This window comes from Rhizobium sp. WSM4643 (assembly GCF_025152745.1).
In the GTDB taxonomy this organism is placed as follows: domain Bacteria; phylum Pseudomonadota; class Alphaproteobacteria; order Rhizobiales; family Rhizobiaceae; genus Rhizobium; species Rhizobium leguminosarum_I.
Map to the genome: position 1 here is coordinate 1548942 of NZ_CP104040.1, position 26128 is coordinate 1575069.

At 61.2% G+C, this 26128-nt stretch carries 21 protein-coding genes and 1 pseudogene; 16 read left to right on the plus strand and 6 right to left on the minus strand.

Going from position 1 to position 26128, the window contains the following annotated elements:
- Positions 1 to 355 precede the first annotated feature (355 nt).
- Positions 356 to 2194: a dihydroxy-acid dehydratase gene (ilvD, locus tag N1937_RS07895; protein WP_260058162.1), complete on the plus strand. Its 1839-nt coding sequence runs from the start codon at positions 356 to 358 to the stop codon at positions 2192 to 2194.
- Positions 2195 to 2250: 56 nt separating this feature from the next.
- Here the strand turns inward: ilvD and N1937_RS07900 are convergent, their stop codons facing one another.
- Both N1937_RS07900 and N1937_RS07905 read right to left on the minus strand, forming a co-directional pair.
- The gene (locus N1937_RS07900) at positions 2251 to 2604 is read right to left on the minus strand and encodes a lysozyme inhibitor LprI family protein (RefSeq protein ID WP_170262710.1); all 354 of its coding nucleotides are present in this window, start codon (positions 2602 to 2604) and stop codon (positions 2251 to 2253) included.
- 23 nt (positions 2605 to 2627) lie between these two features.
- Positions 2628 to 3008, minus strand: a complete 381-nt coding sequence (locus N1937_RS07905; RefSeq protein ID WP_260058164.1) for a YkvA family protein — start codon at positions 3006 to 3008, stop codon at positions 2628 to 2630.
- A 257-nt stretch (positions 3009 to 3265) separates the two neighbouring features.
- On the opposite strand from N1937_RS07905, the gene N1937_RS07910 reads away from it, so the two are divergent.
- Together N1937_RS07910 and N1937_RS07915 are read left to right on the plus strand one after the other, a co-directional pair.
- On the plus strand, positions 3266 to 4669 hold the full coding sequence (locus N1937_RS07910; protein WP_017963917.1) for a DegQ family serine endoprotease: 1404 nt from the start codon (positions 3266 to 3268) through the stop codon (positions 4667 to 4669).
- Positions 4666 to 5982 carry a replication-associated recombination protein A gene (locus N1937_RS07915; protein ID WP_017963918.1) on the plus strand — a complete coding sequence of 439 codons (1317 nt, stop codon included), beginning with the start codon at positions 4666 to 4668 and terminating at the stop codon, positions 5980 to 5982. The genes N1937_RS07910 and N1937_RS07915 overlap by 4 nt, the downstream gene beginning before the upstream one ends.
- A gap of 12 nt (positions 5983 to 5994) precedes the next feature.
- On the opposite strand, the gene N1937_RS07920 is transcribed toward N1937_RS07915, so the two are convergent.
- Entirely contained in the window at positions 5995 to 6303 is a 309-nt protein-coding gene (locus N1937_RS07920; protein WP_017963919.1) for a DUF1883 domain-containing protein, read from the minus strand.
- Between the two features lie 396 nt (positions 6304 to 6699).
- Here N1937_RS07920 and N1937_RS07925 point away from each other — a divergent pair, with 396 nt between their 5' ends.
- Positions 6700 to 7692 (plus strand): alpha/beta fold hydrolase, encoded by a 993-nt coding sequence (locus tag N1937_RS07925; protein ID WP_260058167.1) that lies wholly within the window; start codon positions 6700 to 6702, stop codon positions 7690 to 7692.
- Between the two features lie 43 nt (positions 7693 to 7735).
- Here the strand turns inward: N1937_RS07925 and N1937_RS07930 are convergent, their stop codons facing one another.
- Positions 7736 to 8740: a ketopantoate reductase family protein gene (locus N1937_RS07930; RefSeq protein ID WP_260058169.1), complete on the minus strand. Its 1005-nt coding sequence runs from the start codon at positions 8738 to 8740 to the stop codon at positions 7736 to 7738.
- Between the two features lie 348 nt (positions 8741 to 9088).
- Between N1937_RS07930 and N1937_RS07935 the strand changes: the two genes are divergently transcribed.
- Positions 9089 to 10063 carry an alpha/beta hydrolase gene (locus N1937_RS07935; RefSeq protein ID WP_017963923.1) on the plus strand — a complete coding sequence of 325 codons (975 nt, stop codon included), beginning with the start codon at positions 9089 to 9091 and terminating at the stop codon, positions 10061 to 10063.
- Between the two features lie 54 nt (positions 10064 to 10117).
- Here the strand turns inward: N1937_RS07935 and N1937_RS07940 are convergent, their stop codons facing one another.
- On the minus strand, positions 10118 to 10741 hold the full coding sequence (locus N1937_RS07940; protein ID WP_170258705.1) for a carboxymuconolactone decarboxylase family protein: 624 nt from the start codon (positions 10739 to 10741) through the stop codon (positions 10118 to 10120).
- Positions 10742 to 10804: 63 nt separating this feature from the next.
- Positions 10805 to 12340: a sensor histidine kinase gene (locus N1937_RS07945; RefSeq protein WP_260059072.1), complete on the minus strand. Its 1536-nt coding sequence runs from the start codon at positions 12338 to 12340 to the stop codon at positions 10805 to 10807.
- Positions 12341 to 12577: 237 nt separating this feature from the next.
- On the opposite strand from N1937_RS07945, the gene N1937_RS07950 reads away from it, so the two are divergent.
- The 11 genes and pseudogenes from N1937_RS07950 to N1937_RS08000 all read left to right on the plus strand — a co-directional run bounded on the left by N1937_RS07950 (position 12578) and on the right by N1937_RS08000 (position 26107).
- Positions 12578 to 13045, plus strand: a complete 468-nt coding sequence (locus tag N1937_RS07950) for a cupin domain-containing protein (RefSeq protein WP_260058171.1) — start codon at positions 12578 to 12580, stop codon at positions 13043 to 13045.
- A 335-nt stretch (positions 13046 to 13380) separates the two neighbouring features.
- On the plus strand, positions 13381 to 14427 hold the full coding sequence (locus N1937_RS07955) for a LacI family DNA-binding transcriptional regulator (protein ID WP_260058172.1): 1047 nt from the start codon (positions 13381 to 13383) through the stop codon (positions 14425 to 14427).
- A 9-nt stretch (positions 14428 to 14436) separates the two neighbouring features.
- Positions 14437 to 16050: an acyl CoA:acetate/3-ketoacid CoA transferase gene (locus tag N1937_RS07960; protein ID WP_222296076.1), complete on the plus strand. Its 1614-nt coding sequence runs from the start codon at positions 14437 to 14439 to the stop codon at positions 16048 to 16050.
- On the plus strand, positions 16043 to 16822 hold the full coding sequence (locus tag N1937_RS07965) for an enoyl-CoA hydratase/isomerase family protein (protein ID WP_222296074.1): 780 nt from the start codon (positions 16043 to 16045) through the stop codon (positions 16820 to 16822). Before N1937_RS07960 ends, N1937_RS07965 begins: the two co-directional genes overlap by 8 nt.
- Complete coding sequence (locus tag N1937_RS07970) at positions 16822 to 18342, plus strand: aldehyde dehydrogenase family protein (RefSeq protein WP_222296072.1); 1521 nt, start codon at positions 16822 to 16824, stop codon at positions 18340 to 18342. Before N1937_RS07965 ends, N1937_RS07970 begins: the two co-directional genes overlap by 1 nt.
- Positions 18343 to 18431: 89 nt before the next feature.
- A pseudogene (locus N1937_RS07975) lies at positions 18432 to 19692 on the plus strand (ABC transporter substrate-binding protein).
- A 139-nt stretch (positions 19693 to 19831) separates the two neighbouring features.
- Entirely contained in the window at positions 19832 to 20785 is a 954-nt protein-coding gene (locus N1937_RS07980; RefSeq protein ID WP_130771960.1) for a carbohydrate ABC transporter permease, read from the plus strand.
- Positions 20782 to 21765, plus strand: coding sequence for a carbohydrate ABC transporter permease (locus N1937_RS07985; protein WP_260058174.1), 984 nt, complete (start codon positions 20782 to 20784; stop codon positions 21763 to 21765). Before N1937_RS07980 ends, N1937_RS07985 begins: the two co-directional genes overlap by 4 nt.
- A gap of 3 nt (positions 21766 to 21768) precedes the next feature.
- Complete coding sequence (locus N1937_RS07990; protein WP_017968014.1) at positions 21769 to 22884, plus strand: ABC transporter ATP-binding protein; 1116 nt, start codon at positions 21769 to 21771, stop codon at positions 22882 to 22884.
- Between the two features lie 15 nt (positions 22885 to 22899).
- Entirely contained in the window at positions 22900 to 24450 is a 1551-nt protein-coding gene (locus N1937_RS07995; RefSeq protein WP_162118381.1) for a GMC oxidoreductase, read from the plus strand.
- 1 nt (position 24451) lies between these two features.
- Positions 24452 to 26107, plus strand: coding sequence for a GMC family oxidoreductase (locus tag N1937_RS08000; RefSeq protein WP_222290431.1), 1656 nt, complete (start codon positions 24452 to 24454; stop codon positions 26105 to 26107).
- Positions 26108 to 26128 lie beyond the last annotated feature (21 nt).

The following is a 26128-nucleotide window of genomic DNA, read 5'->3' on the forward strand; positions in this document are numbered from 1 at the left end:
TCCTAATCAGAATCGATTTAGGAATTATGCAGCAATTCAAAGTGCTACTGCGTCCTGTGCGCATCTGAAACGATGTGCGGCGCTATAGTGTCTAAGCCTTGAAGATCGCTGACGGGAAGCCAATTTTTTGTGTTCGGTCGTGATGGAATAGGCTGTAACAAAACGCCGTGTCGAAGCGTATATGATCGATGGGTCTTATGGCGCTTCTCCCCGGCGTACCGGATTTGGGCTTCCCGGTAGTGACAGCCCCTGTCGATTGGATTAGGACAATTCCAAAAAGCAGCGTTTGCTCGGCCCGCAGGCTCCATGCCGCCCGGCTTCGCCTGATAATTCCGACACGTTGAGGAAGACACCGATGCCAGCTTACCGTTCCAGAACCACGACCCATGGCCGCAACATGGCAGGCGCCCGCGGCCTTTGGCGCGCCACGGGCATGAAGGATTCGGATTTCGGCAAGCCGATCATTGCCGTGGTGAATTCCTTCACCCAGTTCGTGCCCGGCCACGTGCACCTGAAGGACCTTGGCCAGCTCGTTGCCCGCGAAATCGAGGCGGCCGGCGGTGTCGCCAAGGAATTCAACACGATCGCCGTTGATGACGGCATCGCCATGGGCCATGACGGTATGCTTTATTCGCTGCCTTCGCGTGAGCTCATCGCCGACAGCGTCGAATACATGGTCAATGCCCATTGCGCCGACGCCATGGTCTGCATCTCCAACTGCGACAAGATCACCCCCGGTATGCTGATGGCGTCGCTGCGCCTCAATATCCCGACGGTGTTCGTTTCGGGCGGTCCGATGGAAGCCGGCAAGGTCGTGCTGCATGGCAAGACGCATGCGCTCGACCTCGTCGATGCCATGGTCGCCGCAGCCGATGACAAGATCAGCGACGAGGACGTCCAGACCATCGAACGCTCGGCCTGTCCGACCTGCGGCTCCTGCTCCGGCATGTTCACCGCCAATTCGATGAACTGCCTGACGGAAGCGCTCGGCCTGTCGCTGCCTGGCAACGGCTCGACGCTTGCCACCCACGCCGACCGCAAGCGCCTCTTCGTCGAGGCCGGCCATCTGATCGTCGATCTCGCCCGCCGTTACTACGAGCAGGACGACGTCAAGGCGCTGCCGCGCACTATCGCCTCCAAGCAGGCCTTCGAGAATGCCATGGCGCTCGACATCGCCATGGGCGGCTCGACCAATACGGTCCTGCACATCCTTGCTGCCGCGCACGAAGGCGAGATCGATTTCACCATGACCGATATCGATGCGCTATCGCGTCGGGTGCCGTGCCTGTCGAAGGTCGCTCCCGCCAAGAGTGATGTGCATATGGAAGACGTCCACCGCGCCGGCGGCATCATGTCGATCCTCGGCGAACTCGACAAAGGCGGTCTCTTGAACCGCGATTGCCCGACCGTCCATGCCGAGACGCTGGGCGATGCGATCGAGCGCTGGGATATCACCCGCACCAACAGCGAAACCGTCCGCAACTTCTATCGTGCCGCTCCTGGCGGCATCCCGACCCAGGTCGCCTTCAGCCAGGAAGCCCGTTGGGACGATCTCGACACCGACCGCGAAAACGGCGTCATCCGCTCGGTCGAGCATCCCTTCTCCAAGGATGGTGGCCTTGCCGTGCTCAAGGGCAACCTTGCGATTGACGGCTGCATCGTCAAGACGGCCGGCGTCGATGAATCGATCCTGAAATTCTCCGGCCCCGCCCGCGTCTTCGAAAGCCAGGATTCCTCGGTCAAGGCGATCCTTGCCAACGAAGTCAAGGCCGGCGACGTCGTCGTCATCCGCTACGAAGGCCCGAAGGGCGGCCCCGGCATGCAGGAAATGCTCTATCCGACGAGCTATCTGAAGTCGAAGGGCCTCGGCAAGGCCTGTGCGCTCATCACCGACGGCCGCTTCTCCGGCGGCACTTCCGGCCTCTCGATCGGCCACGCCTCGCCGGAAGCGGCAAATGGCGGCACGATCGGCCTGGTGCGCGAAGGCGACATGATCGACATCGACATCCCCAACCGCACGATCAGCCTGCGTGTCAGCGAGACCGAACTCGCCGCCCGCCGCGCCGAGCAGGATGCCAAGGGCTGGTATCCCACAGAAGTCCGCAAGCGCAACGTCACCACCGCCCTGAAGGCCTATGCGGCCTTCGCAACGAGCGCCGATCGCGGCGCCGTGCGCGATCTGAACGCGCGGTAGGTCATCCACCTACGACCCGCTGATGAAGAGTCAGTTGCTCTTCCAATCGGTCGCTTTCAAAGCGGCCGGTTGATGTTTTTATAGGTCTCGCCGAGTTGCTTCAGCCGCTCGTCATAGGCAGCCTTGATGCAGACCGCATCCGCCCCGCATTCCTGCCGTTTCTTCAGCCAGGCCGTCTGTTCGTCCTGCAATGTTCCGCGCGAACCCATCGCCAGCAGGCCGGAGAGCAGCTCGAAGGTCGTCACCATCTTCACGTCGGCGTCGTTGAGCGCACGGTTGTCGCAGATCGCTTTCTCATCCGGCTTCAATTCTTTCGCGTCGCAATCGAAGCTTGCTGCCTGTGCCAGGTCCGATGCGATGAGCAGGATCGCAAAGCCGAGGGCCGCTATCGTCGTTCTTGTCGTGATCATTCATATGGTCCTATTGCCGTCGGTCAGGCGAGCTTGCGCAGTGCCAGAGCCAGAAAGATGACGCAGATCAGCCAGACGGCAAGGATGAAGATCAGTCCGACCCGGCTGGAGGGACGCTCGATGCGCCTTGTCGACTCCATACGAAGCTCGTTCATCACCTCTACTGGCACGAGCTGGATCGCCAGCATGATGCCGAGCGGAACGATCAGGAGATCGTCGAGATAGCCGAGGATGGGGATGAAATCGGGGATGAGATCGATAGGCGACAGCGCGTAGGCGGCAACGCCGCCAGCCACCGCTTTGGCATACCATGGCACGCGCGGATCACGCGCGGCAAGCCACAGGGCCACGATGTCACGCTTCAGTGACTTCGCCCAGCTTTTGGCTTTTGATATCAGTCGCATGGCCAATCTTCCTGACTCAAATTCACAACGACTTCAACTTGTTTCCAAGACGTCCACTTGCCTTATTCTTCCATGCTTCCGCCCTCTTTCCTTTCTAGCGTCGGGCCGCAGAACAGGATGATTTTAGGCCGGTTCGGCCTAAAGTCTGAATCCTGTTCGCAATTAAATAGTTAGACCATGATGTCGTCCGAAAACCGCTCACACTTTTCGGCATCATGCTCTAAAACGTTCCTCAAGAGGATTCAAAAGGAATACCCATGCAAGGCTTCTTTAAGCGCGCGTCCGTCTCGCTGTTCGCTCTGATGCTCGTACTGCCGGCTGTCGCCCATGCGCAGACGGCAAAGACAGTGCCCGAAAGCCAGATGCAGATGCAGCTTTCCTTCGCGCCGCTCGTCAAACAGACGGCAGGCGCCGTCGTCAATGTCTATGCGGAGAAGACCGTCCAGCGCCAGTCGCCCTTTGCCGGCGACCCCTTCTTCGAGCAGTTTTTCGGCCAGCAGATGCCGAACCGTTCGGAAAAGCAGTCTTCGCTCGGTTCCGGCGTCATCGTCGAGGCGAACGGCACTGTCGTGACCAACAATCACGTCATCGAGGGCGCCGATGACATCAAGATTGCGCTGTCGGATGGCCGCGAATTCCCCTGCAAGGTGGTGCTGCGCGACGACCGAGTCGATCTTGCCGTGCTGAAGATCGACACCAAGGAGAGCTTTCCGACATTGCCGATCGGCAATTCCGACGCGGTCGAGGTCGGCGATCTCGTGCTGGCGATCGGCAACCCCTTCGGCGTCGGCCAGACGGTGACCAGCGGCATCGTCTCAGCACTTGCCCGCAACCAGGTGGTCAGGAACGAATTCGGCTTCTTCATCCAGACCGATGCCTCGATCAATCCCGGCAATTCCGGCGGCGCCTTGATGAACATGAAGGGCGAACTGATCGGCATCAACACGGCGATCTTCTCGCGCGGCGGCGGCTCGAACGGTATCGGTTTCGCCATCCCTGCCAATCTGGTCAAGGTCTTCCTCACCTCTGCCGATGCCGGCGTCAAATCCTTCGAACGGCCCTATGTCGGCGCGAGCTTCGATGCCGTGACCTCGGAAGTGGCTGAGGCGCTGGGGCTAAACAAGGCCCGCGGCGCACTCATCGTCAAGGTCTCGGAAGGCGGGCCGGCGGCCAAGGCCGGGCTGAAGGCTGGCGAAATCGTCACCGCCGTCGACGGAATTTCCGTTGAGCATCCGGATGCGCTGCTCTACCGGCTGACGACGGCCGGTCTCGGCAAATCGGTCAACCTCACCGTCATCGAGAACGGCCGCGAGGAGCAATTGCCGCTGACGCTCGACCGCGCCCCCGAAACTTCGCCACGCGACCAGCGCACGATCGGCGGCCACACACCCTTCACGGGCGCTGTCGTCGAGAACCTGTCGCCGCGGGTCGCCGACGAGCTGCGCATGCCATCGGAATCGGCAGGCGTCGTCGTCTCCGAGGTGAAGGACGATTCGCCTGCTGCCCGTCTCGGTTTCGAACCGAAGGATATCATCGTTTCGATCAATGGCACGGATGTGAAGTCGACCAGCGAATTGTCCGAAATCGCCGATAGCGACCCCGGCCTCTGGCGGGTCGAGATAGAGCGCGACGGCCAGCGCATCCGGCAATTCTTCCGATGAGCAACGATCTCTTCGCGCCGCGTGTTCCGGAAGAGGTCGCTGCCAGGCGGCCGCTTGCCGACCGGCTGCGGCCGAAGACGCTTGCCGAAGTCACCGGTCAGGAACACCTGACCGGTGAGGATGGCGTGCTGAAAAGGATGATCGAAAGCGGCTCGCTCGGCTCGATGATCTTCTGGGGTCCGCCCGGCACCGGCAAAACGACGGTGGCACGGCTGCTTTCGGGCGAGGCGGGCCTCGCCTTCGAGCAGATATCGGCGATCTTCTCCGGCGTCGCCGATCTGAAGAAGGTGTTCGAGACAGCCCGCTTGCGGCGTATGGACGGCCGTCAGACGCTGCTCTTCGTCGACGAGATCCATCGTTTCAACCGCGCCCAGCAGGACAGTTTCCTGCCCGTCATGGAGGATGGCACCGTCATCCTCGTCGGCGCCACCACCGAAAACCCATCCTTTGAGCTCAACGCCGCTCTGCTGTCGCGAGCCCGTGTGCTGACCTTCAAGTCGCATGACGAGGAGAGCCTTGAGGAACTGCTGAAGCGTGCTGAGGCGATCGAGCAGAAGCCGCTGCCGCTGACGGAGGATGCCCGCGTCAGCCTGATCCGCATGGCCGACGGCGACGGCCGCGCGGTGCTGACGCTCGCCGAAGAAGTCTGGCGGGCGGCGCGCGAAGGCGAGAGCTTCGATACCGAAGGCCTGACACGCATCGTCCAGCGCCGTGCTCCGGTCTACGACAAGGCGCAGGACGGCCACTACAACCTGATCTCGGCGCTGCATAAATCCGTACGCGGCTCGGATCCCGATGCCGCGCTCTATTATCTCGCCCGCATGTTCGATGCCGGCGAGGATCCGCTCTATCTCGGCCGGCGGCTGGTGCGCATGGCGGTGGAGGATATCGGTCTTGCGGATCCGCAGGCGCTGGTGATCTGTAACGCCGCCAAGGATGCCTATGAGTATCTCGGCTCGCCGGAAGGCGAGCTGGCGCTGGCGCAGGCCTGCGTCTATCTCGCCACCGCCCCGAAATCGAATGCCGTCTACACCGCCTTCAAGGCGGCAAGCCAGGCGGCAAAGCAGAACGGCTCGCTGTTGCCGCCGAAGCATATCCTCAACGCGCCGACCAAGCTGATGAAGGGCGAGGGTTACGGCGACGGCTACCGATATGACCACGACGAGCCGGATGCCTTTTCCGGCCAGGACTATTTCCCGGAGAAGATGGGTCGCCAGATCTTCTACGATCCGCCGGAGCGCGGCTTCGAGCGCGATATCCGCAAGCGGCTGGAGTGGTGGGCAAAGCTTCGCAAGGAGCGCAATCCGCGCTGAAGCCCGGCGAACTCAGGAGGCGCGCGGCGTCTTTTGATTTGCCGGCGCGGCAATCACCTTGACGGACGATTCCGCAAGCCCGTGATGCCCTTCCATATCGACGATGACATGCCAGTGGCCGCTTTCCGGAACGGCGATCTTGATCGGCGATTTGCGCGCCACGCCGCCGATATATTTGAAATCGAGAACCTCGGTGAACCGCTGGAAATTCGGCGCCGTCATTAGGCGGACATTGTTCACCGCATTCAACGACACCTCGATGATCGTTCCGGCGCGTTGTTCCTTAAGATCGTAATGGGTGAAGCGGAAATTCGGTTTCATCGGTCTCGTGGCGTCTGAAGTCTCTGCGACGCGATTTTACCAGTATGTCGGTTAAGGAAAAGTTGGAACTCGGCCTTTCAGCTCACGTCTTCGCGCTCCGCCTCAGAGCACGCCGAAAATGACGTAGAGTTCGACACAGGCGAGCACTACGCCAAAGACGAGCAGCGCCTGGGCGGTGCGTTTCTCGCGCATCTGCTTACTACCGCGGGTGATCCTGTGTGGGCGAGGGAACTGAAAACTGGAAGACCTGACATCTCGCATGGCATTTGACCTTTGCAGTGATGGCGAAAGTCTACTGCTGCGGCCGATAGGAAATCCATTCGGAGCGGGGCACGAAAATATAGAAATGGCATAAAGGCCGATGCGAGAAATTTCGAAGCGTGATGTCGGAAAGACATGAGCGCCGCCGTCCTTGCGGCATCGATGCAAACATGGAGCAAGGACATGTCGAAGATGACGCTGATTTCGATGATCGCAACCACTGCCGCATTCTTGGCCGTGCCCGATATGGCGGGTGCCGGCGGTGCCGCGCCTGTCACCGAGGAGAAGAAGGCCGCCGCGCCGATCGTCAGGAAAGGCAGCGTGCCGGTCAACGGTATCGACTATTATTACGAGATCCGTGGCGAGGGTGAACCGCTGCTGCTGCACGGCGGCCTCGGGCAGATCGAGATGTTCGCGCCGGTCATGCCTGTTTTCACCGACCACCGGCAGGTGATCGCCGTCGATCTGCAGGGCCATGGCCGCACGCCCCTCGGCAAACGGCCGATCGAGCTTCCGGCCATCGGCGCCGATCTCGCGATCCTGGTGAAGCAGCTCGGTTACGACAGGGTCGACGTCTTCGGCTATTCATTCGGCGGCGGGGTAGCGTTGAACATGGCGGCGAACGCGCCCGACCAGGTGCGTCGGCTGGTGATACTGTCGGCGCCTTATGCGCAGAACGGCTTCTTCCCGGAAATGCTGCCGCAGCAGGCGGCCGTCGGCGCCGGTATGGCCGACATGATGAAGGACACGCCGATGTTCCTCTCCTACAAGGCGGTAGCGCCTGACGTTTCCGAATTTCCGAAGCTGCTCGATGCCATGGGCGCCCTGATGCGCGAACCTATCGACTATAGCGATGCCGTCGCCAAGCTCACCATGCCGGTTATGCTGATCTACGGCGATGCCGACATGATCCGGCCCGAGCATATGATCGACTTCTACCACAAGCTCGGCGGCGGTCTGCGCGATGCGGGCTGGATGCGGGAAAACATGTCGAAGAACCGGCTGGCGATCCTGCCCGATCTCACCCACTACGAGACCTTCGCCTCTCCCCTGATGGCGAATATGGCAATGACCTTCCTCGATGGCGGCGGCAAGGCGCCGAACTGGGCCGAGCAGGTCGGAAAGTAAGTGAAGACGGCGGGGCTCTCCCCGGCCGCCTTTCCCTCTGCGATCAGCTGCCGCGCTGGTTTTCCCGATCCAATTGCGTCACCAGCGCCAGGATCGTTTCCGAGACCGGGGTCGGCACGGCAGCAAGGCGTCCGAGCGCCACCACCATGCCGACCAGCGGCGTGATTTCGAGCGCCTTGCCGCCGATCAGATCCTGCAGCATCGACGTGCGCACGGCGCCGATATGGCGCGATTGTTCGAGCCGCTGCTCGACGGTCATGCTGAAACGCGCGCCCAAGGCCTCGCCGACGGCGCGGACCTCGTTCATCACCTTGCCGACTGTGGTCGAAAGTGCGGGATCTGCCATGATGTCGGTCATCAGCGCCCTGGTCAGCGCACTGATCGGGTTGAAGGCGGCGTTGCCCATCAGCTTGCTCCAGATCTCGTCGCGAATAACAGGCGTCGTCGTGATGTTGAGGCCGGCGTCGGTCAGCACCGCGGCGATCGCCTCGAGATCGGGCGAGATGTCGCCCGAAGGCTCGCCGAGCACGAAGCGGCCGTTGTTGGCAAGCTGGATCTCGCCGGGATTGATCACCTCTGCGCCCTGGTAAGCGACGCAGCCGATGACCCGTTCCGGCCCGATCAGCCGCCACAGCCTGCCGCCGGGATCGAGTTCGTCGAACTGCAGCTCGGCATGCCGGCTCTGGGTATCGCGGTGAAAATACCACCACGGAATGCCGTTGAGGATCATGACGACGCGTGTGCGCTCCTTGAGGAGGCCTGCAATGCCTTCGGCAGCAGGCGCCAGCTGATGCCCCTTAAGACCGGTGATGACGAGATCCTGCGGTGGCAATGTGCTGGGATCGTCGGTCGCAGTCAGGCGGACATTGAGCGGCCTTTCTGCATCGGCTTCGCGCAGCCTGAGACCGTTGTCACGGATGGCGTCGAGATGGGCTCCACGCGCGACGACGGAGATGGTGGCGGCGTTTGCGGCTTGGCTTGCAAGCTTGGCGGCGATAGCCCCGCCGAGTGCGCCAGCGCCATAGATGCAGATGGACTTGATGGACATGCTCGCCTCTTTACGGTGATGATCGAACCTAGATCTAGGTCATTCCAGACGTGAGGCGAATGCTAATTTGCCGCATGATGCGCTTTCCTGCGGTCACAGCGGCGCTGCCCGCCGGATCCCCGAGATCTGGGGATGCGACGGGCAATGCCGGTCTTCAGGCCGAGGTCGTTGCATCGCTCGGAAAATCGGGATTCGTATCCGTGACCCTTTTGACTCCGACGCCTGAACTGGCCAAAGATGCCCCCATGGCCACCACGCCAACATCATCGGGAGAGGTTGATGAACAGTCGGATTTTGCCAACTGCCAATCGAAGAGGACCAAAGTGGCTCAGCGGTCTGTTTTCCGCGTTGGCTGCGCTGATGCTGCTCGCCTCGTCGGCGGTCGGGCGGGACATTGGACCGCAAAGCCCAGCCTCGCGCGAACAGGTCGAAAAACTCGTCGGCCTCTGGAAAGATCACTTTGCCGGCGCCGATAGCCTGCAGGAGCGGCGGACTGCTTTCAGGGCGCTGATGGAGGCGATGCCGGGGCCGACGCGCATCCAGGTTCGGCAGGTCGACGCCGACGGCGTCGATGCTGAGCTGATGTGGCCCGCTCGTCTTCATCATCCGATCGGCCAAAGGGTGATCCTCTATATTCATGGCGGCGGCTTTTCCAGTGGCTCGATCCGCACGCACAGCCTGCTTGCCGGCTCGCTCGCCAAAGCCGCATCCAGCGACGTTTTTCTCATCGATTATCGGCTGATGCCCGAATATGGCTATCCCTCGCAGATCAACGACGCGCTGACGGCCTATCGCTGGCTTCTCGACAATGGCTATAGGAGCGAGAACGTGGTCGTGGCGGGAGACGGCGCCGGCGGCAACATCGCGATCGAGACGGTGCTGCGGCAGATTCAGGCGGCAAAGCCGTTGCCGGCGGCTGTGATTGCTCTCAGCCCAATCACCGATCTTGCCGCGACGGGCGGATCGATGACGACAAATGCCGAAAGCGATCCGCTGGTCGACAAGGCTTGGATCGAGACCTTGCGCAAGACCTATCTCGGCAGCCGGTCTCCGGCCGATCCCCGGGTATCGCCGCTCTATGCCGACATGACCGGCTTTCCGCCGCTGCTGCTGCAGGTCGGCTCCGGCGAAGTCCTGCTGGACGACACGCTGCGGCTCGCCGACAAGGCGCGCCAGGCGGGCGTGGATGTCACCACCGAGGTCTGGCCGGGCATGCCCCATCAGTGGCAGCTGTTTCCGTCGCTGCTCGACGATGCCGATCGGTCGAGCCAGAATATCGCCGAGTTTGCGATCCGGCATTTTGCCGACAAACCGCAGGAGTAGAGGCGGAGAAGTAGAAGTCGTAAGAGCAGCCCCCGGACATCCTCCGTCATCACATCATTGCTGTGTGCCGCGGGACGGTGAGGGCGCCAGAGGCCGCTCGACCTCTCGGCCGACGCTGAGCGCCTTTCGCACGTTCGGCTCCAGCCGTTCGATATAGGCGTGGTCGGGTGCAGCGCCCAGCGCATCCAGCATTTTCGAGAAGAAACATCGGGCCGCTGCCGCTGCAGTGACGTCGAAGATCTCGGCATCGCTCAGCCCCTGTTTCTTCAGCCCGTCTATATCCTGCTGCGTGACCGACGTCGCATCGCGCGTCACCTTGGCGGCAAAAGCCATGATCGCGCGTTCGCCGGCATCGATCGGCGCCTTCTCCGTCTCGTTGACAACAGCCGTCAACCCATCGCCGGTGAAACCCTCGCGCAACAGCACCGAGCCGTGCGCCAGCATGCAATATGAGGATTTCAGCTCCTTGGCCGCGGCCAGCGTCACCAGTTCGTAGCGCCTGAGGCTCATATGGCCGCGAATGCTCGAAAGCAGCGCCGCCCAGCTCTCCATCACCTCAGGCCGGTGGCCGAAGGCTCGATACATGTTCGGCAGATAACCATAATTCGCCTCGGCCGACGCATACATCGCTGTCGTCTTCTCGCTGGCGGATGCATTGGGGGTGTGAATGAAAGCCATGGTGTGATCCTCCTCTGTCGTAAGAAGGATAGGGTAGATATGCAGGACAGCAATCCTGAAACATCAGGCGGCGTTATTGGCCGCGGAAGCGTCGCCGTTTCTCTTGATTGGAAGCGTTACGGTGAATGTCGATCCGCATCCTCTTGCGCTTCGAACCTCTATCGAGCCGTTGTGCAGTTCGATGATCTGCTTCACCAGATTGAGGCCGATCCCGGTTCCGGCAATCCCGGTCGAAGTCCGGGCCCGAAAATAGCGCTGGAACAGCCGCGGCACGTCTTCGGCATCGATCCCCACTCCATCGTCGCTGATCGAAACTTTGACGTTTCCCGGCTCTGCCCATGCCGTGACGCGAATTTCGGAGGTTCCGGGCGCGTATTTGACGGCATTGGAAAGCAGGTTGGTAAAGACCTGTGCCAACGTCCGAGGATCGGCATCGATGAACTCCGGCAGCCCATCGATATTCAACACAAAGCTGTGCGATTTTGCGATCGTCGACTGCCGCTCGCAACAGGTTTTTATCAATGATCTCAATGCGCAGGCGTCGTAATTGATATCGATCTTGCCGGTATCGAGGCGTCCGGCTGACAGGATGCTCTCCATGAGATCGACAATCCGGGTCACCGACGCGCGGATTTGATCGACCTTGTCGCTGAGAAATTCGGGCTCGACCGCCCCTCTTTTTCGCAGCAGCCGCTGGGCAGCAGCGTCGATGATTGCAAGCGGCGTCCTGAATTCATGGGATGCCATCGCCACGAACTGCCGCTGCAGTTCGTTGATGTTCCGCTCCTGCGCCAGCATTCGCTCGAGTTCGCGCGCCTGCCGCTCGACTTCAGCCGTGCGGCTCTTCACCGTCGCTTCGAGCTGATCGTGATGTCGGCGCAGCTCTTCGGCCAGCCGGACGGTCTTGGTGACGTCCTCATGGGTGGCCACGTATCCACCGTTTTGCATCGGATTGTGAGTGATCTTGATAACGCGCCCATCGGCCAGGACGATGTTCTGGCTGGCCGGCGCACCGCGGGTTGTCGCTTCGAAGACTACATCAAAATAGGTCGTGGTATCGGCCGGGCCATTTCCCTCCCGGCTGCGATAGGCCAGGATATCCACAAGTGGCGTTCCCGGTTGCGTGAGAAGGTCCGGCAGATTGTACATCCGTGCATAGGAGGCGTTGCACAGGATGAGATTCTTTGTCGAATCGAACATGCACAGCCCATGCGGCATATTGCTGAAGGCTGCGTCGAACCGGCGATGTTGCTCGGTCAGGCTGTCTTCCACGCGAATGAGAGTCGAGATGTCTTCATAGCTGAGGATCCAGCCCCCATCCCTCGACGGGGCACAGGTCAGTGAGACCATCCCTCCGTCGGAAAGGGCAAACTGAGACGTGGGCGGTCCACCGACCATCGACCGGCGGGATGCCACTGCACGGCAGTCTGCAGTGCCCGGCAATCCGTCGATATTCATGCCTTCGCGGATTGCTCCTTGCGGAAGGCCGAGAATGTCCAACGTGCGTGAATTGAAAGCCGTCACTGTACCGGCAGGATCAAGCAGAACAATGCCCTGAGGCAGGCTCTCCAGAATGGATTCAAACGAGTGTGACATCATCCGGCCCTGCTTGAGTTCTGGCGGGTTGCACGTATCCGTAGCATTCGTCACAAACGATAAAGTTTCGCTAATGTCGATCGTCGGGAATTCCTCGACGGAAACCTGGAGGAGAGCGGTAGCCGCCACATCGCCCGCAGAAATGGCCTGCGCTGGCACTTGAGGAATGGCTCATGTTAGATTGCCGCTGATAGCGCCTGACAATGATCGTGTGGAGCGAAACCTCGAAATTCCAATAGGATGATCGCTATGAGCAGTATGGAGACGAAAGAATTTGTTCTGGCCGGCGTGGTTATGAAACGCCTGCTGTCCGGCCAACAGACCAACGGTCAATTCTGCCTCTTCGAAAACATCAGCGCCGGAAACACGAAGACACCGATCCATGTCCACGCCGAGGACGACGAAACCATCTACGTCATGGAGGGCGCCCTGACCGCCGTGGTCAACGGAGAAGGGCACAGATTGACCGCTGGTCAGAGCATTTTTCTCGAGCGCGGGGTGCCGCATCAACTGATGAATATGAGCGGCCGGCCGGCACGCTATATCCTGATCGATACGCCGGCTCTCTTCGACAAATTCCTGGAAGAAGCCGGCCACGAACTCCGGCACGGCGAAATGGCCGGACCGCCGACACCCGAGGAGGTTGACCGCCTCAGGACGGCTTCCGCGAAATTTGGCATCACCCTGCTACCTGACTGGCCCGCTTAAATTGACTATCGCGATCGTATTGCGATAGCCGACTCAGGGTTCAATGAAGAAGGTGTTTTGCTTGCTCCGGCAGGCTGCTGCGAAGCAACTGGCCGTCCTTGCTGCCAACGCATCTGTCGGTCGTGCATCACGTACAATTTTGCAATAAAACATCGACATAGGCTTCAGCCAAGGTCAGTCTTTAGATCGTTCCAATTTTTAAGATCAGATTTCGGCCGTCGTAAAAGGCTGCCGCCATGGCCCAAAGAATAATGATCCGTACAAATTCCTCTTGACATATTTGGAACGTTCCAAATATTTAAGCAATCATTCGACATTGGCGTCGGGAGGAAGACGTGACAAAGACGCGGGTAACCGTCATCGACATTGCGAAGGCCGCCGGCGTCTCGAAATCGACGGTTTCGCTGGTGCTTCAGGGCTCCTCCCTGGTCAATGAGGGGACGCGTGCCAAGGTCAATTCCGTGATGCGCGAGCTGGGCTACGTCTACAATCGCGGCGCAGCCAATCTTCGGCAGGCTGCCGCTAAATCGCGGATCATCGGGGTCGTCGTGAATGACTTGACGAATAGCTTCTTCGCGGAACTGGCGGTCGGCGTCGATATGGTCGTTCAGTCGGCCGGGTTCGTGCAATTCCTGTCGAACACCAGCGAGAGCATCGACAGGCAGCGCGAGGTTGTCGCATCGATGCGGGAACATGGCATTTCGGGGCTCATCGTGTCGCCGGCGCGCGCCACCGATGCCGCTGACTTCAAGCCGCTTGTCGCCGCAGGGATTCCGGTGGTGGTCGTCGTGCGAAACCTGCCTGGCGCCAAAGTCTCGTCCGTCGTCTCCGACAACCAGGCTGGCATGATGTCCGCGGTCAAGCACCTGACGGAGCTCGGTCACCAGCGCATCGCTTTTCTCGGCGGCTTCCCAGATACCGCCGTCTTCGACGACCGCCTTGCCGGTTACCGAAGCGGCATAGAGGCAGCCGGGCTCGTCTATCACCAAGACCTTGTCATCTCGTCCGCGCCTTCGCGCGCCGGCGGGGTAGAGGCGATCGGAAAAGCACTCGTTCTTGCCGACAAACCTACGGCAGCCGTCTGCTTCAACGATGCCGTCGCCTTCGGTGTTTGCGACGGATTGCGCGCGCGCCGTCTGGAACCCGGCTCCGACTTCGCGATCGTGGGTTTCGACGACGTCATCGAGGCTCAGGCGGCGGTTCCCGCGCTCACGACGGTCTCGGTCGATCCGCAGGGCATCGGGCGCCGCGGCGCGCAGCTGCTTCTGAAGCAGATCAATGCGGGCAAGGCCGAGGCGGAGACGGTGACCACAGCCGTGCGGCTGGTTGTTCGCGAGAGCTGCGGAGCCCGCAGGAGCGTAAAAATTGAAACAGGACTCTGAGTAGCGCTGATGAAGAAGCATCTTACCCCCACCGAAGCGGCCGCGCTGATCCCGGATGGCGCTGTTGTAACGGTGTCTTCCTCGAGCGGTCTCGGTTGCCCGGACCTCATGCTGAAGGCGATTGGCGAACGTTTCGATGCGACCGGCCATCCCCGGGATATTACGACCCTTCATCCTATCGCTGCCGGCGACATGAGCGGCATCAAGGGCGTCGATTACATCGCCAAGAAGGGTCTGCTCAAGCGCATCGTCGGTGGTTCCTATCCGTCCGGGCCGTCGTCGTCAGAGCCGCCGCTGATCTGGCAGATGATCACCAACAACGAAATCCCGGCCTACAACATTCCCTCGGGCATCCTCTTCGATATTCACCGCGAGGCCGCCGCGAAGCGGCCGGGCGTTCTGACCAAGATCGGCATCGACACATTCGTCGATCCAGAGCGGCAGGGTTGCGCGATGAACGGCCTGGCTTCAGAGCATCCGGTGGTCAAGCGCGTGCGCTTCGAGGGCGATGACTGGCTGTTCTTTCCCTCGATCGTCCCTGAGGTCGCCATCATCCGCGCTACCACCGCCGACGAGCGCGGCAACCTGACATACGAACATGAAGGCGCCTATCTCGGCGGCCTCGATCAGGCGCTGGCGGCGCGCAACAACGGCGGCATTGTCATCGCGCAGGTCAAACGGATCACCAAGGAGGGTTCGCTGAAGCCCCATGACGTCCGGGTGCCTGGAATGTTGGTCGATTATGTGGTCGTCGATCCGGAACAGAAGCAGACGACGCAGACGGGGTACGATCCGGCAATTTCCGGGGAGATCTTCCGCCCGCTCGATAGCTTCAGCGTTCCGGAATTCAATGTCCAAAAAGTCATCGCGCGTCGCGTCGCGCAGGAACTGCAAGCGGGAAGCTGCGTCAATCTCGGCTTCGGCATATCGGCCAACGTTCCGCGCATCCTGCTGGAGGAAGGGCTTCACGGCGCGGTCACCTGGGTCATCGAGCAGGGCGCCGTCGGTGGCGTGCCGCTACTCGACTTCGCCTTTGGCTGCGCCTCGAACGCCGACGCCTACATGCCGTCTCCCTATCAGTTCACCTATTTCCAGGGTGCAGGCTTCGATGCGTCGCTGCTCTCCTTCCTCGAGATCGGCAAAGACGGTTCGGTCAACGTCTCCAAGCTTTCCTTCCGGCCGCATGTAACGGCTGGCGCCGGAGGTTTCGTCGACATCACCGCGCGCGCGAAGAAGATCGTCTTCTCCGGCATGTTCAATGCCGGAGCGAAGCTTTCGATCGCCGATGGAGCTCTTCTGATCGAGAAGGAAGGCAAGCTGAAGAAACTCGTGAACGAGGTCGAACACGTCACCTTCAGCGGCAGGCGCGCGATCGAGCAGGGGCAGGAGATCGCCTATGTCACCGAGCGGTGCGTGATGAAGCTGACGCCCGATGGCGTCGTCCTCACCGAGATCGCCCCAGGCGTCGATCTCCAGTCCCACATCCTCGATCAGTCGGAGTTTCCGCTGATCGTGGCGCCCGACCTGAAGGTCATGGACACGGCGCTCTTCGCGGAGGCAGCGATCGGCCTGTCGCTTCCAGAAAAAAAGGCACGGACGCTGGAGGGCAGCTTCCATGGCTAGCGGAACGGTCAGAATTGACGTCGATGGACATGTTGCGACGCTGACGATTTCTCGTCCGGAGAAGCTGAACGCGCTCGACCTGGACATGCTGAAAGCGCTGGCGGACGCAGCCGACGAGGTGGAGGCGAACGCCAATGTGCGCGCTGCCATTCTCACCGGCGAAGGAAAGGGCTTTTCCGCCGGCGGCGATATCAAGGCCTGGGGCGGAATGTTGCCTCAGGAGTTCGGTCATCTCTGGGTTCGCCACGGCCACCGTATCTTCGAAAGACTGGCGACGCTCCGGATGCCGCTGATCGCGGCTCTGAATGGCCATGCGCTCGGGGGAGGGCTTGAACTTGCAGGGGTCGCTGACATTCGCCTCGCTGAGCAGCACATCAAGATCGGCCTGCCCGAGACCGGCCTTGGCATGGTGCCGGGCTGGTCCGGGACCCAGCGTCTTGTCCGCCGGTTCGGGGCGCAGACCGTCCGGCGAATGGCCTTGGGCGGCGAGATATTCACCGCCGAGGAGGCACGCCTTCTCGGGATCGTCGACGCGGTTGTTCCCACAGGGAACGCGCTCACTGCTGCCAGAGAATATGCTGGGCGGATTGCTGCAAGGGGGCCGGCTGCCACTGAGATCGCGAAGTTGATGATCGCATCGGCAAACGGCGAAGACAATGGAACCGCGGTCGAAGCCCTGGGCTCGATCCTCGCCGCCAAGACCGGCGATCTGAAAGAGGGCGTCGCATCATTCAGCGAGAAGCGCCCGGCAACGTTCAAGGGAGAATGGTAATGACGGTTCTCGTCAACCCCACCGCGCTCAGCGACCACAAAGCGCGTGATTTCAAGATGCTCATCGATGGTAAATGGGAGGCTGGCCGCTCCGATCCGATCGAGCGTGTCGCGCCAAGCCATGGTGTCGTGGTCAGCCGGTTTCCGACCGGCAGCAGGAAGGACGCCGAGCGTGCGATTTCCGCGGCACGCAGGGCGTTCGATCTCGGACCGTGGCCCCGAATGACCGCTGCCGAACGTTCAGTCATCCTGCTCAAGGCTGCCGATCTGATCGTGGCGCGCGCAGAGGAACTGGCATTTCTCGATGCGATCGAGGCGGGAAAGCCGATCACCCAGGTGCGGGGAGAAATTGCAGGCTCCGTCGACATATGGCGCTATGCGGCGGCGCTTGCCCGTGACCTCCACGGAGAGAGCTACAACACGCTCGGCGATGGCACGCTCGGCGTCGTCCTGCGCGAAGCGATCGGCGTGGTGTCGATCATCACGCCTTGGAATTTTCCGTTCCTGATCGTCGGCCAGAAGCTGCCATTCGCCTTGGCCGCTGGCTGCACGACCGTCGTCAAGCCTTCGGAGCTGACCTCAGGATCGACGCTGGTGCTGGGAGAGATCCTGCAGGAAGCAGGCATTCCGGATGGCGTCGTCAATATTGTCACCGGTACGGGACCTGAGGTCGGCGCGGTCATGACGTCCCATCCCGACGTTGACATGGTGTCCTTCACCGGCTCGACCGGCGTCGGAAAACTGACGATGTCGAATGCCGCACAGACGCTAAAGAAAGTCTCGTTGGAATTGGGCGGGAAGAACCCGCAGATCGTGTTTCCGGATGCCGATCTCGATGCCTTCATCGATGCCGCGGTCTTTGGCGCATATTTCAATGCCGGCGAGTGCTGCAATGCAGGCTCCCGGCTGATCCTTCACAAATCAATCGCTTCCCATGTCGTCGAGCGGATCGCCGAGTTGTCGAAGGTGGTGAAGGTCGGCGACCCGCTCGATCCTTCGACGCAGGTCGGCGCCATCATCACGCCGCAGCATCTGGAGAAGATATCAGGATACGTCGCCGTCGCGAGGGGCAGCGGCGCCCGGATCGCGCATGGCGGCGAGACGCTCGATCTCGGAATGGGGCAGTTCATGTCGCCGACGATCCTCGAAGCGGTCACCCCCGATATGGCCGTGGCGCGCGAGGAAGTCTTTGGGCCGGTGCTTTCGGTCCTGACATTCGAGACATCTGCCGAAGCGATCAGGATTGCAAATTCCATCGACTACGGCCTGTCGGCCGGTGTCTGGAGCCGCGATTTCGACACCTGTCTGACGATCGGCCGGTCGGTGCGGGCAGGGACGGTTTGGATGAACACCTTCATGGACGGTGCTTCGGAACTTCCCTTTGGCGGTTACAAGCAAAGCGGTCTCGGCCGCGAGCTCGGCCGCCATGCGGTCGAAGATTACACGGAGACCAAGACGCTCAACATGCATATCGGCAAACGCACGAATTGGTGGATGCCGCAGACCGAAAAGCCGGCTTAGTCGGCGGCCAAACTACGCTCGATGAGGGCGGGTGATTGATGCGGGAATGGGTCCCACATCTTCCAAACTTAAAACTGGGAGGTTTTTCGATGAACAGGTTATTGACCACGACTGCAATGATCGCATTGGCCCTGGCCGGCGCCAGCGTGTCCGCACGTGCCGCCGATGTCAAGGAAGTACAGATGCTGCACTGGTGGACGTCGGGCGGCGAGGCAGCGGCGCTGAACGTTCTGAAGCAGGATCTTTCGAAGGAAGGGTATGCCTGGAAGGACGTGCCGGTGGCCGGCGGTGGCGGCGATGCGGCGATGACGGCGCTGAAGGCGATGGTGGCGGCCGGCACCTATCCGACGGCCTCGCAGATGCTCGGCTATACCGTGCTCGATTATGCCCAGGCCGGCGTCATGGGCGATCTGACGGAGACGGCCAAGAAGGAAGGCTGGGACAAGTCGGTTCCGGCGGCCCTGCAGAAGTTCTCGGTCTATGACGGCAAGTGGGTCGCAGCCCCCGTCAACGTCCATTCGGTCAACTGGCTGTGGATCAACAAGGCTGTCATGGACAAGATCGGCGGCACCCAGCCGAAGACCTTCGACGAACTGATCGCACTGCTCGACAAGGCTAAGGCCGCGCGTCATCCCGCTGGCGCTTGGCGGCCAGAATTGGCAGGAGGCGACGATGTTCGATTCCATCGTGCTGTCGACCGGCGGGCCTGAGTTCTACAAGAAGGCCTTCAACGACCTCGACGAGGAATCGCTGAAGTCCGACACGATGAAGAAGTCCTTCGATAACCTGGCCACGATCATCAAATATGTCGACCCGAACTTCTCGGGCCGCGACTGGAACCTGGCGACCGCCATGGTCATCAAGGGTGACGCGCTGGTGCAGGTGATGGGCGACTGGGCCAAGGGCGAATTCGTCGCCGCCAAGAAGAAGCCTAACACCGACTTCCTGTGCTACCGCTTCCCCGGCACCGACGGCAGCGTGGTCTACAACTCCGACATGTTCGGCATGTTCAACGTTCCCGACGACCGCAAGGCGGCGCAGGTGGCGCTGGCGAAGGCAACGCTGTCGAAGAGCTTCCAGTCGGCCTTCAACGTCGTCAAGGGTTCGGTGCCGGCTCGTACCGACGTTCCCGATACCGACTTCGACGCTTGCGGCAAGAAGGGCATCGCCGATCTGAAGGCAGCCAACGAGGGCGGCACGCTGTTCGGCTCGCTGGCGCAAGGCTACGGCGCCCCGCCGGCGATTGCCAATGCCTACAAGGATGTCGTCTCGAAGTTCGTCCACGGTCAGATCAAGACCTCCGACGAAGCCGTCAAGCAGCTCGTCCAGGCGATCGACGACGCCCGCTGAGACCAGGTGTGATGACAATGCTTCCCCGCATCTCGCGGGGAAGCTTCAGACCCCAACGATCCTATGACGGCGATCACATCGTGACCGATCAGGCGGGGGCGGTCGGCAAAGCCGATCATGCGGGAAGGGAGGAGATTTTATGAGCACCGTTGCGACCACCGATCCGGTTCTGACGCCGCGGCAATCGACGGCGATCTCGTTGCGGGGCCGGCTGCAGGATGCGCTGCCGAAGATCGTCTTGGCGCCGAGCTTCGTCATCACCATCATCTTCGTCTACGGCTTCATCGTCTGGACGGCCTATCTGTCGTTCACCAATTCCAAGACCTTTCCCTCCTATGCGCTGACCGGCGCACGCGCCTATCAGCGGCTGTGGCGCTGGACCTTCGAGAGCGATCCGCCGTCGTCCTGGTACACCTCGATCACCAACATGGCGATCTTCGGCTTCCTCTATATCGGCATCTGCCTGGCGCTCGGCCTGTTTCTCGCCATCCTGCTCGACCAGAAGATCCGCGGCGAGGGTCTGCTCCGACCGATCTTCCTCTATCCGATGGCGCTTTCGTTCATCGTCACCGGCGTTGCCTGGAAATGGTTCCTCGATCCCGGCCTCGGGCTGGAACAGACGCTGCACCATTTCGGCTGGACCAGTTTCCACTTCGACTGGATCAAGAACAAGGACTTCGTCATCTATACCGTCGTCATTGCCGGCGTCTGGCAGGCGTCGGGCTTCGTCATGGCGATGTTCCTGGCGGGCTTACGCGGTATCGACGGCGAGATCATGAAGGCCGCCCAGATCGATGGCGCCTCGCCATTCCAGCTTTATCGGCGCATCGTCATTCCGCTGCTGCGGCCGATCTTTCTCTCGGCCTTCATCGTGCTCGCCCATATGGCGATCAAGTCCTACGACCTGGTGGTGGCGCTGACCTCCGGCGGTCCCGGCGGCTCGGCCTGGCTGCCGTCCAACTTCATGTATGAATACACCTTCAAGCGCAACGAAATGGCCGTCGGCTCGGCCAGCGCCATCATCATGCTGATGACCATCTCGGCGATCATCGTTCCCTATCTCTATTCCGAACTGAAGGAGAAGGCGCGATGAGCAGCGTGACCTCTTCAACCCAGACCTTGGCAGCAACCTCGACTGCAACGCTGCCACAGGCCCGCGACAACAGGAATGACAACACCCGCTGGATCGGCCGCACCGTCATCTACGGCCTGCTGCTGATCTTCGCCGTCCTCTATCTGATGCCGCTCTTCGTCATGCTGACGACCTCGTTCAAGACCATGGACGAGATCCAGAACGGCAACATGCTGGCGCTGCCGCAAGCGCCGACCTTCGATCCCTGGATCAAGGCCTGGGGCGAGACCTGCGTCGGGCTGACCTGCGCCGGCATCAAGGGCTACTTCTGGAACTCGATCAAGATGGTGGTGCCGCGGGTCGCGATCTCCACCATCATGGGGGCGCTGAACGGTTATGTGCTGACCAAATGGCGCTTTCCCGGCCACACGCTGGTGTTCGGGCTGATGCTGTTTGCCTGCTTCATTCCGTTCCAGTCGGTGCTGCTGCCGATGGCAACGATCCTCGGCTCGCTCGGCCGCTTCGGCGCCACACTGCAGAACGCCACGGGTTTGAGCTTCGGCTTCGGCAATCCGACGGTCAATCTGGTCTTCGTCCATGTCGTCTATGGCCTCGGCTTCACGACGCTGTTCTTCCGCAATTTCTACGAGGCCTTTCCGACCGAGCTGGTCCGGGCCGCCCAGGTCGATGGCGCCAGCTTCTTCCAGATCTTCCGCCGCATCATGCTGCCGAACTCGCTGCCGATCATCGTCGTCACGGTGATCTACCAGTTCACCAATATCTGGAACGACTTCCTGTTTGCCTCGGCTTACGCCGGCACCGGCGAATCCATGCCGATGACGGTGGCGCTGAACAATGTCGTCAACACCTCGACGGGCGTCGTCGAATACAATGTCAACATGGCGGCGGCGATGATTGCCGCCGTGCCGACGCTCATCGTCTATATCCTCGCCGGCCGCTACTTCGTGCGCGGTCTGATGGCGGGCGCTGTCAAAGGGTAATCCATGGCCTTCCTCGAAATCTCCGGTCTCAAAAAGCGCTTCGGCGCCGTCGACATTCTCAAGGGGATCGACCTCGAACTCGAAAAGGGCGGCTTTCTCGTGCTGGTCGGCCCGTCCGGCTGCGGCAAGTCCACCCTGCTCAACACCATTGCCGGGCTGGAGACGATCACCTCCGGCGATATCAGGATCGACGGGCGCGACATCAGCGGTCTGCATCCTTCCAAGCGCGACATCGCCATGGTGTTCCAGTCCTATGCGCTCTATCCGAACATGACGGTGGCGGGCAACATCGCCTTCGGCATGGAGATCCGCGGCGTGCCGAAGGAGGAGCGGGCCAGGGCGATCGCCCAGGTCTCCGACATGCTGCAGATCGGCCATCTGCTCGACCGCAAGCCGAGCCAGCTCTCCGGCGGCCAGCGCCAGCGTGTCGCCATGGGAAGGGCGCTGGTGCGCAATCCGCAGGTCTTCCTGTTCGACGAGCCGCTCTCCAATCTCGACGCCAAGCTGCGCGTCGACATGCGCACCGAGATCAAGCGGCTGCATCAGCGCATGGGCACCACCTTCGTCTATGTCACCCATGACCAGATCGAGGCGATGACGCTGGCGACCAAGATCGCCGTGTTGAAGGACGGCGTGCTGCAGCAGTTCGGCACGCCGGCCGAGATCTATAACAGCCCCTCCAACATCTTCGTTGCCGACTTCATGGGATCGCCGGCGATGAACCTCTTGACCGCCACCGTCGAAAACGGCGCCGGCGGTCTCGAAGTCTCGCTGGAGCGGCCGAATGCCGCCCCGCTCAGGCTCCCGGTCATCTCAGGCAATCACGGCCTGACCGCCTATACCGGCAGACAGGTGATCTTCGGCATCCGCCCCGAGGCCTTGACCGATCCCGATGGCGCCGACCGCAAGGCGCGCGCGCTGACCGAGGGCGATTGCCTGATCGAGGTGGTCGAACCGGCCGGCTCCGACACCTTCGCCGTCACCAAGCTCGGCGGCAAATCCGTCGTCGCCCGCCTGCGCGCCGATACCGGCATCGCTCCCGGACAACAAACCCGCCTGGCCTTCAATCTCGACAAGGCCGTGTTCTTCGATCCAGCGAGCCAGGTCCGGATTGGGTGAGGGTCAGGCGCTAAGATGAGCAATTCACCGGACATCGTCATCATCGGTTCAGGCGTCGGCGGCGCCACGGTCGCGGGCGGCCTGGCTGCGACCGGTGCAGAGATATTGATCCTCGAAGCCGGCGATCATATCGCCGATCTCCCCGTCAATCGCGACCAGCGAGCCATCTTCCAGCGCGGACATTTCCGACCGAAAGAAATCTGGTACGAGGCGAACGGTAGGGCCTTCAACCCCGGCAATTATTACAATGTCGGCGGCAATTCGAAATTCTACGGCGCCGTCTTGTCGCGCTATCGTAAGGAAGATTTCGATGTCATCGAACATCGGGAAGGCGTGTCGCCGGCCTGGCCCTTTCCCTATGAAGAGCTGGAGCCATGGTATTCGAAGGCGGAGCTGATGTATCAAGTCCGCGGCAGTCTTGGCGAAGATCCGACCGAACCGTATCACTCGGTTGCCTACCAATTCCCGCCCGTGCCCGACGAGGCGCCGATCGCCGAAGTCAGGGCACGCCTCAAGGCGAAAGGCCTGCATCCTTTTTCGCTGCCGCTCGGCCTGGATCTCGACGCTTGGCTTTCCAAGGCGAGCACGCCCTGGGATGCTCATCCGAATTCACGGGACGGCAAGATGGATGCCGAGACCGCAGCGCTCGCGGTGGCGCTGAGGCACGAGAACGTGCGGCTCGAAACCAATGCGCGCGTGACGAGGCTCGACACGGGAGCGGCGAGCCGAATCGACCGGGTGACCTATGTCAAGAATGGGCAGACGGTGACTGTTTCACCTGAGATCGTGATCCTTTCTGCCGGGGCGGTCCAATCGTCCGTGCTTTTGCTGCGTTCGAAAAACGACCGCTTCCCAAGGGGCCTGGCGAATTCTTCCGACCAGGTGGGCCGCAACTTCATGAACCACAATGCCTCCGCCGTCATCGGGGTCTCGCCGCGATTCAGGAACACCTCCATCTACCAGAAGACCTTTGCCTTTAACGATTTCTATCTCTCCGACGGGGAGGGAGGGCCGCCCCTCGGCAACGTGCAACTCCTGGGGCGCATCTCCGAAAAGATTCTCAAGGGCTCTCTGCCGCGGGCTCCGGAGTGGCTTCTCCGTTTCATGACGGACCATGCCATCGACTTCTACGCGATGAGCGAGGACGTTCCCAATCCCGAAAGCCGGGTCATGGTCGATGGCGATAGAATCGTTCTCAAATGGCAGCGAACCAACTGGGACGCTCATCTCGCACTTGTCGCCCGGCTGAAAACTATCCTGCGATCGATTGGATTTCCGGTTGTGCTGTCGAGGCCGTTCGACAAACGCACGCCCTCTCATCAGTGCGGAACGATCCGCATCGGAAACGATCCCGCGACTGCGCCGTTGGACCCGTACTGCCGTTCCTACGATCACGAAAACCTCTTCGTCGTCGACGCCAGTTTCCTCCCCACATCGGCCGCGGTCAATCCTGCGCTCACCGTCGCCGCCCAGGCACTGAGAGTGGCAGATCACATAGCGTCGAAGGACTTTGCAGGCATGACACAGGCGCTGGCGGTTGCCAGGCCGGATGCAACAGGACAGTAAAATGGGATTCGATTACATCATCACCGGCGCCGGTCCGGCCGGATGCGTCCTGGCAAGCCGGCTGAGCGAAGATCCCGATGTCAGCGTACTCCTGCTCGAAGCGGGCGGAGGCGACTGGAATCCGCTTTTTCACATGCCCGCGGGCTTCGCCAAGATGACCAAAGGCGTCGCCAGTTGGGGATGGGATACCGTTCCCCAGAAACACATGAAAGGCCGGGTGCTTCGTTATACGCAAGCGAAAGTCATCGGTGGCGGCTCGTCCATCAACGCGCAGCTCTATACGCGCGGAAACGCGGTGGATTATGACCTTTGGGCGCGTGAAGACGGTTGCGAGGGCTGGGACTACCGGTCGATCCTGCCCTATTTCAAACGTGCCGAAGATAACCAGCGCTTCGCGGACGACTATCACGCCTATGGTGGTCCGCTTGGTGTATCGATGCCTGCTGCGCCGCTGCCGATCTGTGACGCCTATATCCGTGCAGGGCAGGAGCTCGGCATTCCCTATAATCACGACTTCAACGGACGCCAGCAGGCGGGGGTCGGATTTTATCAGCTGACGCAGCGCGACCGCCGCCGGTCGTCGGCATCGCTCGCCTATCTCTCGCCGATCAAAGACCGCAAGAACCTCACGGTTCGGACCGGCGCCCGTGTCGCGCGTGTCATCGTGGAAGGAGGCCGTGCGACAGGCGTCGAGATCGTGACCTCGCACGGCTTGGAGATCGTCCGCGCCGACCGCGAAGTATTGGTTTCCTCCGGCGCCATCGGATCGCCGAAGCTGCTTTTGCAGTCCGGCATAGGACCGGCCGACCATCTCAAGTCGGTGGGCGTCAAGGTGCTCCACGATCTGCCGGGTGTCGGCGGCAACCTCCAGGATCATCTGGATCTTTTCGTCATTGCCGAATGCACCGGCGATCACACTTATGACGGCGTTGCAAAACTCCACCGCACGCTTTGGGCCGGGATACAATATGTCCTGTTCCGCACAGGACCGGTCGCCTCGTCGCTCTTCGAGACCGGCGGCTTCTGGTATGCCGATCCCGAGGCTCGTTCTCCTGATATCCAGTTCCACCTCGGCCTCGGATCGGGCATCGAAGCGGGTGTCGAGCGGCTCAAGAATGCCGGCGTGACCCTTAACTCCGCCTATCTGCATCCACGCTCGCGGGGGACAGTGCGTCTGTCATCCTCCGACTCGGCTGCCGCTCCATTGATCGATCCCAACTACTGGTCCGATCCCCATGACCGGACGATGTCCCTGGAAGGGCTGAAGATCGCGCGCGAGATCATGCAGCAGGCGGCGCTGAAGCCCTATGTCATGGCCGAAAGGCTTCCCGGACCGAAGGTCATGACCGACGATCAGCTTTTCGACTACGGCTGCGCCAACGCAAAGACCGACCATCATCCGGTGGGCACCTGCAAGATGGGGACAGGGCCAAACGCGGTTGTCGGGCTTGATCTCAAGGTCCATGGCCTGGAAGGCCTTAGGGTCTGCGATTCATCCGTCATGCCGCGCGTGCCGTCATGCAATACCAACGCTCCGACGATCATGGTCGGCGAAAAAGGCTCGGACCTCGTCCGGGGTTTGCCGGCACTTGCCCCCACCATCTTCGCCTACGAACGCAACGATGCGAGGCCCAGGGCCCGCACAGAAATCCGGTAAGTCCTGTCGAGAGGAGAGACG

Excerpts from the sequence above, each read along its gene's own strand:
- N1937_RS08000 (WP_222290431.1), top strand. The coding sequence starts at position 24,452 with ATGGGATTCGATTACATCATCACCGGCGCCGGTCCGGCCGGATGCGTC.
- N1937_RS07930 (WP_260058169.1), bottom strand. The coding sequence starts at position 8,740 with ATGTCCATCAAGTCCATCTGCATCTATGGCGCTGGCGCACTCGGCGGG.
- N1937_RS07970 (WP_222296072.1), top strand. The coding sequence starts at position 16,822 with ATGACGGTTCTCGTCAACCCCACCGCGCTCAGCGACCACAAAGCGCGT.
- N1937_RS07980 (WP_130771960.1), top strand. The coding sequence starts at position 19,832 with ATGAGCACCGTTGCGACCACCGATCCGGTTCTGACGCCGCGGCAATCG.
- N1937_RS07950 (WP_260058171.1), top strand. The coding sequence starts at position 12,578 with ATGATCGCTATGAGCAGTATGGAGACGAAAGAATTTGTTCTGGCCGGC.
- N1937_RS07925 (WP_260058167.1), top strand. The coding sequence starts at position 6,700 with ATGAGCGCCGCCGTCCTTGCGGCATCGATGCAAACATGGAGCAAGGAC.
- ilvD (WP_260058162.1), top strand. The coding sequence starts at position 356 with ATGCCAGCTTACCGTTCCAGAACCACGACCCATGGCCGCAACATGGCA.
- N1937_RS07940 (WP_170258705.1), bottom strand. The coding sequence starts at position 10,741 with ATGGCTTTCATTCACACCCCCAATGCATCCGCCAGCGAGAAGACGACA.
- N1937_RS07960 (WP_222296076.1), top strand. The coding sequence starts at position 14,437 with ATGAAGAAGCATCTTACCCCCACCGAAGCGGCCGCGCTGATCCCGGAT.
- N1937_RS07985 (WP_260058174.1), top strand. The coding sequence starts at position 20,782 with ATGAGCAGCGTGACCTCTTCAACCCAGACCTTGGCAGCAACCTCGACT.
- N1937_RS07915 (WP_017963918.1), top strand. The coding sequence starts at position 4,666 with ATGAGCAACGATCTCTTCGCGCCGCGTGTTCCGGAAGAGGTCGCTGCC.
- N1937_RS07945 (WP_260059072.1), bottom strand. The coding sequence starts at position 12,340 with ATGATGTCACACTCGTTTGAATCCATTCTGGAGAGCCTGCCTCAGGGC.
- N1937_RS07905 (WP_260058164.1), bottom strand. The coding sequence starts at position 3,008 with ATGCGACTGATATCAAAAGCCAAAAGCTGGGCGAAGTCACTGAAGCGT.
- N1937_RS07995 (WP_162118381.1), top strand. The coding sequence starts at position 22,900 with ATGAGCAATTCACCGGACATCGTCATCATCGGTTCAGGCGTCGGCGGC.
- N1937_RS07900 (WP_170262710.1), bottom strand. The coding sequence starts at position 2,604 with ATGATCACGACAAGAACGACGATAGCGGCCCTCGGCTTTGCGATCCTG.
- N1937_RS07965 (WP_222296074.1), top strand. The coding sequence starts at position 16,043 with ATGGCTAGCGGAACGGTCAGAATTGACGTCGATGGACATGTTGCGACG.
- N1937_RS07990 (WP_017968014.1), top strand. The coding sequence starts at position 21,769 with ATGGCCTTCCTCGAAATCTCCGGTCTCAAAAAGCGCTTCGGCGCCGTC.
- N1937_RS07910 (WP_017963917.1), top strand. The coding sequence starts at position 3,266 with ATGCAAGGCTTCTTTAAGCGCGCGTCCGTCTCGCTGTTCGCTCTGATG.
- N1937_RS07920 (WP_017963919.1), bottom strand. The coding sequence starts at position 6,303 with ATGAAACCGAATTTCCGCTTCACCCATTACGATCTTAAGGAACAACGC.